Raw genomic sequence first — 13,462 nt, 5'->3', positions numbered from 1 at the left:
ATTCACAGAGGGATGACCACAATGAAGGCTATGTAATAACTGTGAACATAAAGAAAGGAGAAGGATGTTCACCTTCTCCATACTCTGTTATTTAATGATATTCAATTCTTTACCGGCTTTTTCAAATGCATCTAAAGCTTCCTGTAAATCTTCTTTCGAATGCTGTGCGGTGACAATTGTACGAACCCGCGCCGAACCTTTTGCAACTGTCGGGAAAGCGATACCTTGTGCAAATACCCCGTTTTCGAACAGTTTGTCAGATAACTTATGAGCAAGAGCTCCATCACCTACTACAACAGGCGTAATCGGCGTTTCACTTTTCCCTGTGTCAAATCCTAGCTTTGTAAGTCCATCTTTAAAAAACTTCGCATTGTCCCATAGCTTATCGATCAATTCCGGTTCTTCTAATAACACATCGATTGCAGCAGAACATGCGGCAGTCACAGCAGGCGGGTGAGACGTACTGAAGAGGAACGGACGACCTTTGTGAATTAGATAATCTCTCAACGTTTGGGTACTTGCCACATATCCACCTAATACACCGATCGCTTTACTTAACGTACCTACCTGTATGTGCACGCGTCCATTTAAATCAAAATGATCGATAGAACCACGACCGTTTCTTCCAAGAACACCGCTGGAATGAGCATCATCAACCATGAGGATCGCGTCATACTTTTCACAAAGCTCCACGATTTCAGGTAATGGGGCAATATTTCCGTCCATTGAGAAGACACCATCTGTTACGACAAGACGCACTCGAAAGTCTGAGCATTCTTTTAAAGCCCGTTCAAGATCCTCTACATCAACGTGATTGTAAATTTTACGAGCCGCTTTTGTTAAACGGATTCCGTCAATGATGGATGCATGGTTAAGCTCGTCCGATATGACAACATCCTCCTTCGTTAAAATAGAAGAAAGGACACCTTGGTTTGTAGTAAACCCGGATTGAAACACAAGAGAAGCTTCTGTATGTTTAAATTCTGCTAATTTTTTCTCATATTCTTCATGCATTGATAATGTCCCTGCGATTGTGCGGACAGATCCAGTACCTACCCCATATTTTTCAACTGCATCCAGGGCGGCTTGTTTCATGCGTGGGTGATCCGTCAGTCCAAGATAATTGTTCGAAGATAGTTGTATAACTTCCTTTCCTCGAATAACAACTCGTGACCCTTGCTTTGATTCTAATGGTACTAACTCTCTGTATACACCCTCGGATTTCATTTCATCCAATTCATTCTGAAGATACTCAAAGCCTTTCATTACATATTCCTCCTATCAAATTTTCATTTATATGTAGAGAGAGGTCATAACCTCCCCATTTAAAAAATTCACTTCGACGTTTATCAACGAGCGGTACTTGCACAAATGCTACGAGTTGTATCAAGAATACATCCTAGAATACAATTGCAGGCGCATGTACTTGGGCTCTTGTCAATTTTTGAACTTCTATATTATGGCTTAAGGACGACTTTACCACACTTACCCTCTAGCATTAACTCAAACCCTTTTTCGAAATCTTCAAGCGGGAATTCATGTGTAATCATTTTCTCAACATCCACTTGGCCAGATTCTAACAGACCTGATACTTGTCGCCAAGTTTCATACATCTTACGACCGGTGATCCCTTGAACGGTTATTCCTTTAAATACGATATCATTCGTAATGTCTACCTCAACCGGCTTTACTGGTAGGCTTAAAATCGACATTCTTCCACCGTTTGTAAGCATCTTGAATCCTTGGTCGATTGCGACTGGATGACCTGACATTTCACAAACGACTTCAACCCCATTACCACCTGTTAAACTCATTGCGATTTCAACAGGGTCTTTTTCACGAGAGTTTACAGTCATAGTTGCGCCCATTTGCTTTGCCAAATCAAGTCGATATTCATTCAAATCGTATGCGATTACCTGTGAAGCACCGGCAGCTTTTGCAACACCGACAGCCATTAAACCAATCGGTCCACACCCGATTATCGCAACGCTTTTACCAGTAACATCCCCAGCTAAAACCGTATGGACTGCATTACCCATCGGTTCTTGGACAGATGCAACTGACTTCGAAAGATCAGGATCATTCTTCCATAGATTTTTCGAAGCAAGTGCCACGTATTCTGCAAAACAACCATCAATGTCTACACCGATAATTTTAGTGTTCCTACAAATATGGGCATTGCCTGTTAAACACTGCGGGCACTCATCACATACGATGTGCGTTTCTGCAGATACTTGATCTCCAATTTGTACGTTTGTTACATTTTTTCCTGCTTCAACTACCTCACCTGCGAATTCATGACCAAATACATATGGTGGGTTTACCCTGCTTGCGGACCATTCATCCCATGCATAAATGTGTACGTCCGTACCACAGATCGATGTTGCTTTCACTTTTATCAATACTTCATCTTCATTTATTTGGGGAATATCCACCATCTCTAGTCTTGCACCTTTGTCACGGTGGTGTTTTACAATCGCTTTCATTTTTCCTTCCAAGACGAACACTCCTTTAAAGATCACTTAAACCAACTCGTCAAAATTGTATCATGCCAGGTGTATACAGTAAAGTGGTGTCCTTTTGGGGAGAACAATTGGCCTTTTAATATAATCGATCAAACCCTTGTCTTTTCTTTTTTGCATGTGGTCACCTTTAATATACCCGACTTTTCCAGTTAAAAACGGGTTCAGCTACGAATCATCTAAGACTACGATTCAGATAATGTTACTGCCTAAATGAAAAGATACTGCGAAATTGGAGAATTTACTGCGAAAATAAGTGCGTTAACATGGGGGGCCTTAATTATAAACAAAAAAAGGGGGACCCAGTACGTGAGTCGCCCCTTTTGATGCAGTATTCATTTACATAAATTCTGATAAAAGCTCATCGAATTGTTTGTCATCAAGACTAAGGTCAGCTTTCGAAAGAGCTGTCTTGCTATAACCGTGTGCAAGGTCTTGATAGGATTTCTTTTCTGTATTCTGATAAATCAAGCCTTTAACGAGGCCTTCGTTTTCCATCAACGTTTGCATAGCGATCATACGATTATGCGGATCGTATCCGTCGATATCAGAAAGACTTACTAGATTTTCTTTAAACCAATCGTACGTATTAATCTTGTTGTAGGTTACACAAGGGCTAAATACGTTGATTAAAGAGAATCCTTCGTGATTGATACCTTGCTCAATCAAGGAAGTTAGTTCTTTTAGGTCGCTTGAGAAGCTTTGAGCCACGAAAGTAGCACCAGCAGTCAATGCAGTTTCCATGATGGAGATAGATGATTCTACAGACCCTTCCGGCGTACTCTTCGTTTTGAAACCGAATTCAGAACGAGGAGACGTTTGCCCTTTTGTCAGTCCGTAAATCTGGTTATCCATAACGATGTATGTTACATCAATATTTCTACGAATTGCGTGGATCGTGTGACCCATACCAATTGCAAATCCGTCACCGTCACCACCAGATGCGATGACTTTGAGGTCACGGTTCGCCATTTTCACACCTTGTGCAATTGGAAGCGAACGACCATGAATCCCGTGCAGTCCGTATGAGTTGATGTACCCTGAAATACGTCCGGAACAACCAATTCCAGATACAACCGCAAGATCTTCCGGCTCTAGTCCAATATTTGCAGCAGCACGCTGGATGGCAGCTTGAACTGAAAAGTCCCCACAACCTGGACACCAGTTTGGTTTTACTGAGTTTCGAAAGTCTTTAAATGTTGCCATCTTATAACAACTCCTTGCATTTTGTGTAAATTTCTGAAGGCAAGAATGGGTTGCCGTTGTATTTCAATAAATTCTTGATTTTATCTAGGTTACCTAGGTTCATTTTCATGATGTTTGCAAGCTGTCCAGTTGAGTTGTTTTCAACGACAATGACATTTTTTGCAGCGTCAACCAATTCTTTCATTTCATCAGTTGGGAACGGATGAATCAATCGAATGTGTGCGTGGTTCACTTTTAGTCCATCTGCTTCAAGCTGAGGAATCATTTCTTCAATTGCGCCGCGAGTTGAGTTGAACCCGACAACAAGCACATCTGCTTCATCATGTCTAACATTCTTGTAAACTGGTGTCTTAAAGTTCAAGTTACTCAGCTTACGGTGACGCTTATCCATTTGCGATTGACGATTATCAGCTACCTCTGAAGGTTTACCTGTTTCATCATGCTCAACACCAGTAACGTGGTGAATTCCATTTTTCGTACCAGGCAAGACACGTGGAGATACACCATCTTCGGTCAATTCATATCGCTTGAAGTATTCTTTCGCTTCAAGCTCAGGAAGATCACCTTCAGGAAGCTTTCCGCGACGGATTTCAGTTTTACTGTAATCGAGCGGTTGTACCGATTGCTTTCCTAGAGATAGTTGAAGATCAGAAAGCAGGATGACAGGGCACTGATATTCTTCAGCAATGTTCAATGCTTCAGCAGCATCGTAAAATGCTTCTTCAGCAGTACTTGGTGCGATGACAACTTTTGGAATCTCACCGTGAGTACCGTAGATCATCGCCATCAAATCAGATTGTTCCTGTTTTGTCGGAAGACCTGTTGAAGGTCCGCCACGTTGTGTATCTACAATTACAAGTGGTGTCTCGGTAATACCAGAAAGTCCGATTGCTTCCATCATTAAAGAAAGGCCAGGACCAGCTGATGCAGTAATTGTACGAACACCTGCATAGTTGGCACCGATTGCCATCGTTGCAGCAGCAATTTCGTCTTCTGTCTGAATAACCGTTCCGCCATGTTTAGGTAAATGCTTGATCATATATTCCATAATTTCAGATGCAGGAGTTATTGGGTACGCTGACATAAAACGCACGCCACCTACGAGGAAACCGAGGGAAATCGCATCGTTACCAATCATGAACATCCGTTTTTTTCCATCAGCCTTTTCAAGCTGTAAACGTTCAATCGGTCCGCCTGCTTGTTCATTGAAGTATTCTGCACCGTGTTTTAGTGCATCCATATTTTTTTCAACGACCTTTTCGCCTTTTCGCCCATAAACTTCTTGAACGACTTCGCGATAATCTTCAGTCGATTGTCCAAGAATTGCACTTGTTGCACCAATTGCAACCATGTTTTTCATTAGTGAAGTACCAAGTTCATTCGCAATCTCTGTGAATGGTATCGCATACAACTTCGCTTTACAATCTTCCGGAGCTGTCGGGTTAAACTTAGAATCCGCAATAATGATACCTTCTTCATGCAGCTCATGATAATTCACGTCAATTGTTTCTTGGTCGAATGCTACAAGTATATCTAGCTCATCTGACACAGCACCGATTTCCTTCGTGGAAACGCGAATCTTATTGTTCGTGTGGCCACCTTTAATTCGTGAAGAAAAGTGGCGGTACGTGTATAAATAATAACCAAATCGATTTTGAGCAAGTGAAAAAACCTCACCAGTACTGTCGATTCCTTCACCTTGTTGTCCGCCAACTTTCCATGAAAGTTGATCTACCATTTAGAACTCCACCCCTTCTAATGTTCCAGTCCATATTCAATCACTATTCTAATACTTTTCTTCCTACCTTCATTCTATCTAAACCCTTACAATTGGAAGAAAAATGATTAATAACGTCTACAATAATAGACCTATCACTTTAAAATTGCAAGTATTCTACTTAAAATTCTTCCATCAATTCGACAATTTTCAATTTTCTAAAAAGGAATCCTGTCATAGAAGTTTTTATAGCACAATCCACGGACAAATTCTTCAGGATAGTGTCTTATTAATTCATTAATAAGGCGTTCGTATCCATAATAGGAGTCCAAACCTTTCACCGTCTCTGAGATTCCGTCAAAATCAGAACCGAATCCAATGTTACTGGCACCACCTAGTGAAGCGATGTAATCGATATGACGGAGGATCATCGGTATTTTCACAGGGGAGACATCATTTAAGAAATAAGGTACGAACGTAATCCCGATAACACCATCCTTTTGAATTAGTGCACGTATTTGGTCGTCATTCAGATTTCGGGGATGATCATGGATTGCTTTCACATTTGAATGCGAAGCTATTACATAATCCGTACGTTCCATGACATCCCAAAAACCCGGCTCGGCAAGGTGAGAAACATCCGTCCAGATCCGTTCGTTGTGCAAGTATTCAACTGCTTCCCTACCAAGGTTCGATAACCCTGCTCCTCTTTCTTCCAACACGCCATCCGCTAAGTCGTTTCCATAGTTCCACGTTAAACCGAAGGACCGTACACCTAGCTTGACCAACGTCCTTAATCGTGTCAGGTCATTTGAAATCGGCCCGCATCCCTCTAAGGTCAGCAACGCACCGATCTCTCCATCCTCAAGTTGGTCAATATCATCACGGCTATACACTACTTTTATATCAGGATAGGGTTCAACAATTTTAGTGTAAAATAGATCGATCATTTCTAAGGCTGCTTGAAACCGAGTGTCTCCGACTAAATCGTCTGGAACATATACAGCAAAGCATTGAACTTTTGCTCCCGTTTTTTTGAGTGATGGATAGGACACTTGTAATCCAGCAGAATTACTAAAGGACAGTTCAGGATCCTTCCATAATTTTAATAGTGCGTCACAATGCGCATCAAAAATTCTCATCGTTTTCCTCCTTTTGAAATCATACATACTTTATGTAAAATAGCTCTTTCGTTCATTTTAAATGAATGCACAAAAAAAGCCTGACTAAACTCTTCTACCAGGCTTTTCCAATCATATTATCTTGGTTCCACGATGAGTTTGATTGCTGTCCGCTCTTCTCCATCGATCATGATATCTGTAAATGCAGGGATACAAATGAGGTCAACTCCACTAGGTGCTACAAATCCTCTAGCAATCGCTACAGCCTTCACAGCTTGGTTCAGTGCACCTGCACCAATCGCCTGTATTTCGGCGTTTCCTCTCTCACGGAGGACTCCAGCTAGTGCGCCAGCTACAGAATTAGGGTTGGATTTTGCTGAAACTTTTAATACATCCATTGATTTGTACCTCCTTAATATATCCTACCACTTATACTATATTCACGAACTAGGCTTGTATTCCTTCTAAGTTTTCTAATAATTCTAATGAAAGCGTCGGTTAGTCGAAAAATGGGCGATCATCATTAATTTGGATCCGTTGAATTTTAGTTGCAAGACCAGTGCTTTTATCAAGATCGATGACGACCCCACTTAACTGTTCCCGCCCCTGTTCTACTTCAAACCTTACTGGAAGATTCGTCAGGAATTTATTCAATACGGCTTTTTTACTCATGCCAAGTATTCCATCATAAGGACCTGTCATTCCTACGTCTGAAAGGAAAGCTGTCCCACCAGGTAAAATTCGTTCGTCAGCAGTTTGCACATGAGTGTGGGTGCCGACAACCGCCGAAACCTGGCCGTCCAAATACCAACCCATCGCTTGCTTTTCACTCGTTGCTTCAGCATGAAAATCTACAAATATATATGAGGTCCTTTTTTTCAACTCCGATATAATTTCGTCCGCTTTCCTAAATGGGCAATCCAATGGCGGCATAAACGTACGACCTTGTAAATTGACAATACCAAATTCCGCATCGTTTATTTTTACGATTGTATAACCTTTTCCAGGGGTACCTTCCGGAAAGTTTGCTGGTCGGACCATTTGAGGTACATCATCAATAAAATCAAATATTTCTTTGTTGTCCCAAGTATGGTTTCCCATTGTGATCGCTTGGGCTCCCCATTGCTTCAAATTGCGAGTAATCTTCTCGTTAATCCCACGTCCATGAGCGGCATTTTCTCCGTTTACAATCGTCAGCGTTGGTTGGAATTTAGATCGCAGCTTAGGAAGATAGGTTTCAACCATATTCCGACCCGGTGATCCGACTACATCTCCAATAAACAAAATTCTCATTATTATTTGCTCCTTTTGCACAACCTCTATTAATGAAGCGATTGTATATGAATGTTTCTTCTTACTATGCCATGTTCAACATAAAGAAAACTTGGCAAAACCAAGCCTTTGGCGATGGTTCAGCCTTAGTTGCACTGATACTATAGAAAGTATCATAATACTTTCTAAATGTAAAAAAAATAAAGTGGCTTGTCGCCACTTTATTTAGCATACTCGACGGCTCTCGTTTCACGAATTACCGTAACTTTAATATGACCTGGATAATCGAGTTGATCCTCGATTTTCTTTGTAATATCCCTCGCCAAACGATGGGATTCAATGTCATCAACCATATCTGGCCGGACCATGATTCGGATTTCTCTACCTGCTTGAATCGCAAATGATTTCTCAACACCCTCAAAGGATTCAGAAATCTCTTCAAGCTTTTCGAGACGTTTGATATACGTTTCGAGCGTTTCTCTACGTGCGCCCGGTCTTGCAGCAGACAATGCATCCGCAGCAGCAACGAGTACAGCTACTATCGAGGTTGGCTCCGTATCACCATGGTGTGAAGCGATACTGTTAATGACAACCGGATGTTCCTTATATTTCTCCGCTAGTTCAACGCCGATTTCAACGTGACTACCTTCAACCTCGTGGTCGATCGCTTTACCAATATCGTGTAACAATCCTGCTCTACGGGCAAGACTTACATCTTCACCAAGTTCAGCCGCCATTAAACCAGCAAGATATGCGACTTCCATTGAGTGTTTCAGTACATTTTGGCCGTAGCTCGTTCGATATTTCAAACGCCCAAGCACTTTGATAAGGTCTGGATGTAGTCCGTGAACTCCGATTTCAAATGTCGTTTGTTCACCAACTTCACGAATATACTCATCGACTTCTCTTCTGGATTTATCGACCATTTCCTCGATACGTGCAGGATGAATCCTGCCATCAGATACGAGTTTATCGAGAGCGATTCTTGCAATCTCTCTTCGAATCGGATCAAATCCGGAAAGAATTACAGCCTCAGGAGTATCATCAATGATAAGATCAATTCCCGTCAACGTTTCAAGCGTTCGAATGTTACGGCCTTCACGTCCGATTATTCGACCTTTCATCTCGTCATTCGGCAGATTGACCACCGACACAGTCGTTTCTGCCACGTGATCTGCTGCACAACGTTGGATGGCTAAAGATAAAATTTCCCTCGCCTTTTTATCTGCGTCTTCCTTGGCACGATTTTCGCGTTCCTTAACCATCGCTGCAAGCTCATGATCGATCTCTTGTTGAGCCTGCTGCATGATTACCTGCCTCGCTTCCTCGCGGGAGATACCAGATAAACGTTCGAGCTCCTTCTGCTGTTGTTGAAGCACCAGCTCCACTTTGCTTTCAATCTCTTCAATTTGTTGTTGTTTTTTGGTGAGAGAATCCTCCCTCTTTTCTAATGATTCCTCTTTTTTATCTAAGGTTTCACTTTTGCGGTCAAGGACCTCTTCTTTTTGGACCAATCGATGTTCTTGTTTTTGAAGCTCTGTTCTGCGTTCACGAATTTCTCGTTCAGACTCTACTCGTTGTTTATGATTCTCGTCTTTGGCTTCGAGCAAAGCCTCTTTCTTGCTAGCTTCAGCTTCTCGTTTTCCGTCTTCGATAATTTGCTTGGCTGCATGCTCCGCACTGGAAATTTTCGCTTCAGCAATCGATTTACGAACAAGATATCCAACAACTGCACCTATTACTGCAGAGACGAGCGCAATGGAGATGATGACTAGTATATTTTCCATACCTTTCACCTCCTCTTGCTATCTAATTGTTGGTTGTAATTTGGAATAGTTTATCAAACAGCTAGCTATTCACATACAGCACATTTCATTGTTCAATCAAATAATTGTTAAAGAAATCAAACAATATACATTAATTGTATAGATGTCTATTTTCATTGTCAAGAGCCGACATACAGGAGTAGAGACTAATTGGAAAATCATTTTGTTATATCTTTTTCTAAAACAAAAAAACCAGCCTACCAATTAGGTAAGCTAGTTCCAATTAATTATACGAGTTTGTCTTTTTCTTCTTCCTCTTCAGCTGCTGCTGTTTCAGAGTTCAATTGATAATAAACACGCACTTGCTGATAGATTTCAGATTCGATCGCAGCATTTTCCTTTAAGAACTGCTTTGCATTTTCGCGTCCTTGCCCAAGCCGTTCCCCGTTAAAGGAATACCATGCACCACTCTTTTGAACGATGTCGATATCAGAACCAATATCAAGGATTTCACCTTGTCTCGAGATTCCTTCACCGTACATGATGTCGACCTCTGCAACTTTAAATGGAGGTGCTACTTTGTTTTTCACGACTTTGATACGAGTTTTGTTACCAACCATATCATTGCCTTGTTTTAACGTCTCGGCACGACGTACTTCCAGACGTACTGAAGAATAGAACTTCAGAGCACGTCCACCCGGCGTCGTTTCTGGGTTTCCGAACATGACCCCCACTTTCTCGCGGATCTGGTTAATGAAGATCGCAATCGTCTTCGACTTGCTGATTGCGCCTGATAGCTTTCTTAATGCTTGTGACATGAGGCGAGCTTGCAAGCCGACATGAGAATCTCCCATCTCACCTTCGATTTCCGCTTTTGGTACAAGCGCTGCAACGGAGTCGATGACAAGAATATCAACTGCACCGCTTCGCACCAGCGCCTCTGCGATCTCCAACGCCTGCTCGCCCGTGTCTGGTTGGGATAATAATAGTTCATTTATGTCAACACCTAGCTTCTCGGCATATACCGGATCGAGCGCGTGCTCTGCATCGATGAAAGCGGCTTGACCGCCATTTCGCTGAACTTCAGCGATTGCATGTAGTGCTACCGTCGTTTTACCAGAGGATTCGGGCAGGATTGTTATACACAAGGCTTTTTATCCTTGCTTCTGGAGGTCGCCCCCATCATCATACACCCTGGTAAGTGTATGACTACAGCCGGTCATTTCCAGCTCAGCTCAGCGTACATATTTTCCCTCAGCATACTCCGTTAGGGAAGGGACACTCATGCCAGAATTATATTCTGCAATTAAGCAGGTTCATCTGGTACGCGTTACGGTACCATAGGTTTTTTACTTCCCATAGTTACCTCGGAATTGTCTCATAGAGATGTTCTCCGATTTTGCCCCTTTCTACTTTTTGGTTTCCCAATAAGCGGGCGATTGTTCGCTTAACTTTAGCAAAATCACTATTAGCTTCGCTTAGAAAAATTGTTAAGCTGATAGTTCACCATATACCTCAATTACTCTTCCTCTCGGGTAGCCACCTACACCTAGTGCAATGTCAAGTGCAAGGGATCCGCTTGATGAAGTCGAAACACGATTTTCCGTTTGTTCGCCCAGCTTCATCACAGATCCTTTACCGAATTGCTTTTCGATTTGTCGTAATGCCATATCTAGTGCTGCTTTACGATCACTCATTAAATCACTCCTTTAATTTCAACCTGATTCCATCATACCTTTTTTCATCCTGTTTGCCAATACTTATTACGAACATTTATTCGCATTAACCTCGGTTATTTTTTCGTTCCTTCTTCGAGTAACTTTTTCAAGTAAAACAGCCCGTAATTGACTGTTCTCGTGCGTACTGCATTCCGGCCGCCAGCTAAGCGAAGCGGGTAAACGAATGTTTCTTCAGGTGTTGCGATTCCTACAAAAACAGTCCCAGGCGGCTTCCCTTCCATCTCGTTCGGTCCGGCGACACCTGTAAATCCAATTCCATAATCACTCTTGAACAGTTCACGGACATTCTCTGCCATCAATTTCGCGCACACTTCACTTACCGCCCCGTCCTGTTCGAGTATTTGTTCCGGAATCTTCAATTGGTTCTTTTTGATTTCGTTCTGATAACAGATGATTCCACCTTTTAAAACCTGTCCTGCACCTGAGATCTTTGTCAGTTCTTGACCGAATGAACCACCGGTTAAGCTTTCGGCACATGATACCGTTTTACTTCGCGTCTTAAGTGTTTTCATCACCTCATCAGCCAATGTCGTTTCATCGTACCCATAAAAACAATCCCCAACTCGTTCGAAAATTTTCTGTTCAACTTTTTCGATCATTTCAATGCCTTTAGCCGTTGTTTCACATTTAGCCGTTAATCTTAAGGTGACTTCGAAGTTGCCAGCAAGTGGAGCGATCGTCGGATTGGTTTGCTCATCGATCATATCCATCAGTTTCGTTTCAAGCGAAGATTCACCAATTCCATAAAAACGCAATACCCTTGAATAAATTAATGAATCATCCTCACGATACTGTTGTAAAAACGGAATGCCGTAATTGATGAACATTGGTTGTAATTCCTTCGGCGGTCCTGGAAAAAGCATATAAATTTTCTTGTCATGCTCAAGGGCAATTCCGGGTGCCATTCCGTTCTTGTTCGGTAAAACTTCAGCACCGTCAAACACGAGTGCCTGACGTCGATTGTTTTCTGACATGATCTGATCCGTCTTTTTATAATAGGCATTAATTTGTTGCATTGCCTCACCATTTTCTACAAGAGAAGTTCCAAGATACTGAGCAATCGTTTCTTTTGTAAGGTCGTCTTTTGTCGGTCCAAGCCCCCCAGTAAAGATTAGTAAATCTGATCGTTGTATCGCTGTTTCAATTACTGAGACCAAGCGCTCGCTGTTATCACCGACAACAGAGTGATAAAACACATTGATTCCTTGTTCCGCAAGACGTTTCGAAATAAATTGTGCATTCGTATTTGCAATCTGTCCTAACAGTAGTTCTGACCCGATCGCAATAATTTCTGCATTCACTATCCAGCACCTCATTTTTATTGAATTGAAAAAGACTGACCCGTTTCCAAGTATAAAGTACCGTTAATCAAAAGGATACTAAACCGGGTGAGCCAGTCAATAGGAATGCGTTAGGCGATTGTTAAATAATAAACGAATCGACACTTGTCAAAGTTATTTTGACTTAAGCATGATCTGTTTGTTTTTCATGAAGTAATCCCACCCTGAAAAGACGGTGATGACAACAGCCGCCCATAAGGCGATTTGAGCGAATGGAAACGACATTGCTGTGAATGGTAAGTTGTGTAAAAGAAGTGCAGCAATCGCAATGATCTGAATCCATGTTTTCAACTTTCCTAATTGGCTTGCCGCAATGACATCCCCATCACTTGCTGCAATTAAACGTAGTCCTGTCACTGCAAATTCTCGACTTAGAATCAGGATTATCATCCATGCTGGAGCAAGTCCTAATTCAACAAGCCCTACGAACGCTGCTGTTACTAACAGCTTATCGGCAAGAGGATCAAGAAATTTCCCAAGGTTCGTGACTAGGTTCAATTTCCTTGCATAATAGCCATCGACCCAGTCTGTACATGAAGCTACGATAAAAATAAGTGCAGCGATAAAATGATGGACTGGTAACTGACCAGAAAACATTTCAATTGTTCCCCACTCGAAAGGGACCAATAATATAATCATGAAAATAGGTATCAAAACGACTCGGGATAATGTGATTTTATTCGGTAAATTCATATCTGCCTCCTGTTTTTGTTCAGCACAAGCATGTATATTTTACCACAACCTTTTAAAAAGGAAACGTATTTCTACGAGAACAGACT

11 protein-coding genes and 1 pseudogene are annotated in these 13,462 nt (G+C 41.8%); all 12 read right to left on the bottom strand.

The window, feature by feature from the left end:
* Positions 1 to 87: 87 nt before the first annotated feature.
* The 12 genes and pseudogenes from MOJ78_RS10260 to pgsA all read right to left on the bottom strand — a co-directional run bounded on the left by MOJ78_RS10260 (position 88) and on the right by pgsA (position 13,376).
* Positions 88 to 1,266: a glycine C-acetyltransferase gene (locus MOJ78_RS10260; RefSeq protein ID WP_304981081.1), complete on the bottom strand. Its 1,179-nt coding sequence runs from the start codon at positions 1,264 to 1,266 to the stop codon at positions 88 to 90.
* Between the two features lie 191 nt (positions 1,267 to 1,457).
* Entirely contained in the window at positions 1,458 to 2,486 is a 1,029-nt protein-coding gene (gene tdh, locus MOJ78_RS10255) for an L-threonine 3-dehydrogenase (RefSeq protein WP_304981230.1), read from the bottom strand.
* A 375-nt stretch (positions 2,487 to 2,861) separates the two neighbouring features.
* A complete protein-coding gene (locus tag MOJ78_RS10250; RefSeq protein ID WP_304981080.1) occupies positions 2,862 to 3,728 on the bottom strand; it encodes a 2-oxoacid:ferredoxin oxidoreductase subunit beta in 867 nt (288 codons plus the stop codon).
* 1 nt (position 3,729) lies between these two features.
* A complete protein-coding gene (locus MOJ78_RS10245) occupies positions 3,730 to 5,466 on the bottom strand; it encodes a 2-oxoacid:acceptor oxidoreductase subunit alpha (RefSeq protein ID WP_304981079.1) in 1,737 nt (578 codons plus the stop codon).
* Positions 5,467 to 5,663: 197 nt separating this feature from the next.
* Positions 5,664 to 6,587, bottom strand: coding sequence for a dipeptidase (locus tag MOJ78_RS10240; protein WP_304981078.1), 924 nt, complete (start codon positions 6,585 to 6,587; stop codon positions 5,664 to 5,666).
* A gap of 116 nt (positions 6,588 to 6,703) precedes the next feature.
* Positions 6,704 to 6,964: a stage V sporulation protein SpoVS gene (spoVS, locus tag MOJ78_RS10235; RefSeq protein ID WP_015758542.1), complete on the bottom strand. Its 261-nt coding sequence runs from the start codon at positions 6,962 to 6,964 to the stop codon at positions 6,704 to 6,706.
* Between the two features lie 100 nt (positions 6,965 to 7,064).
* Entirely contained in the window at positions 7,065 to 7,859 is a 795-nt protein-coding gene (locus MOJ78_RS10230) for a TIGR00282 family metallophosphoesterase (RefSeq protein ID WP_304981077.1), read from the bottom strand.
* A 200-nt stretch (positions 7,860 to 8,059) separates the two neighbouring features.
* Positions 8,060 to 9,625 carry a ribonuclease Y gene (gene rny, locus MOJ78_RS10225; protein WP_304981076.1) on the bottom strand — a complete coding sequence of 522 codons (1,566 nt, stop codon included), beginning with the start codon at positions 9,623 to 9,625 and terminating at the stop codon, positions 8,060 to 8,062.
* A gap of 266 nt (positions 9,626 to 9,891) precedes the next feature.
* A pseudogene (recA, locus tag MOJ78_RS10220) lies at positions 9,892 to 10,734 on the bottom strand (recombinase RecA); the annotation flags it as partial.
* Positions 10,735 to 11,094: 360 nt separating this feature from the next.
* Entirely contained in the window at positions 11,095 to 11,301 is a 207-nt protein-coding gene (locus MOJ78_RS10215; protein WP_370529790.1) for a hypothetical protein, read from the bottom strand.
* Between the two features lie 95 nt (positions 11,302 to 11,396).
* Positions 11,397 to 12,644, bottom strand: coding sequence for a competence/damage-inducible protein A (locus tag MOJ78_RS10210; protein ID WP_304981075.1), 1,248 nt, complete (start codon positions 12,642 to 12,644; stop codon positions 11,397 to 11,399).
* 153 nt (positions 12,645 to 12,797) lie between these two features.
* Positions 12,798 to 13,376 carry a CDP-diacylglycerol--glycerol-3-phosphate 3-phosphatidyltransferase gene (gene pgsA, locus MOJ78_RS10205; RefSeq protein WP_304981074.1) on the bottom strand — a complete coding sequence of 193 codons (579 nt, stop codon included), beginning with the start codon at positions 13,374 to 13,376 and terminating at the stop codon, positions 12,798 to 12,800.
* Positions 13,377 to 13,462 lie beyond the last annotated feature (86 nt).

The organism is Alkalihalobacillus sp. AL-G, from assembly GCF_030643805.1.
Taxonomy (GTDB): Bacteria; Bacillota; Bacilli; order Bacillales; family Fictibacillaceae; genus Pseudalkalibacillus.
Note: the sequence above shows the minus strand (reverse complement) of the source record. Positions and strands in the feature narration are given on the sequence as shown.

Bases quoted from the DNA above. Each gene is read 5' to 3' on its own strand.
- MOJ78_RS10260 (WP_304981081.1), bottom strand. From the start codon at position 1,266: ATGAAAGGCTTTGAGTATCTTCAGAATGAATTGGATGAAATGAAATCC.
- tdh (WP_304981230.1), bottom strand. From the start codon at position 2,486: ATGAAAGCGATTGTAAAACACCACCGTGACAAAGGTGCAAGACTAGAG.
- MOJ78_RS10250 (WP_304981080.1), bottom strand. From the start codon at position 3,728: ATGGCAACATTTAAAGACTTTCGAAACTCAGTAAAACCAAACTGGTGT.
- MOJ78_RS10245 (WP_304981079.1), bottom strand. From the start codon at position 5,466: ATGGTAGATCAACTTTCATGGAAAGTTGGCGGACAACAAGGTGAAGGA.
- MOJ78_RS10240 (WP_304981078.1), bottom strand. From the start codon at position 6,587: ATGAGAATTTTTGATGCGCATTGTGACGCACTATTAAAATTATGGAAG.
- spoVS (WP_015758542.1), bottom strand. From the start codon at position 6,964: ATGGATGTATTAAAAGTTTCAGCAAAATCCAACCCTAATTCTGTAGCT.
- MOJ78_RS10230 (WP_304981077.1), bottom strand. From the start codon at position 7,859: ATGAGAATTTTGTTTATTGGAGATGTAGTCGGATCACCGGGTCGGAAT.
- rny (WP_304981076.1), bottom strand. From the start codon at position 9,625: ATGGAAAATATACTAGTCATCATCTCCATTGCGCTCGTCTCTGCAGTA.
- MOJ78_RS10215 (WP_370529790.1), bottom strand. From the start codon at position 11,301: ATGAGTGATCGTAAAGCAGCACTAGATATGGCATTACGACAAATCGAA.
- pgsA (WP_304981074.1), bottom strand. From the start codon at position 13,376: ATGAATTTACCGAATAAAATCACATTATCCCGAGTCGTTTTGATACCT.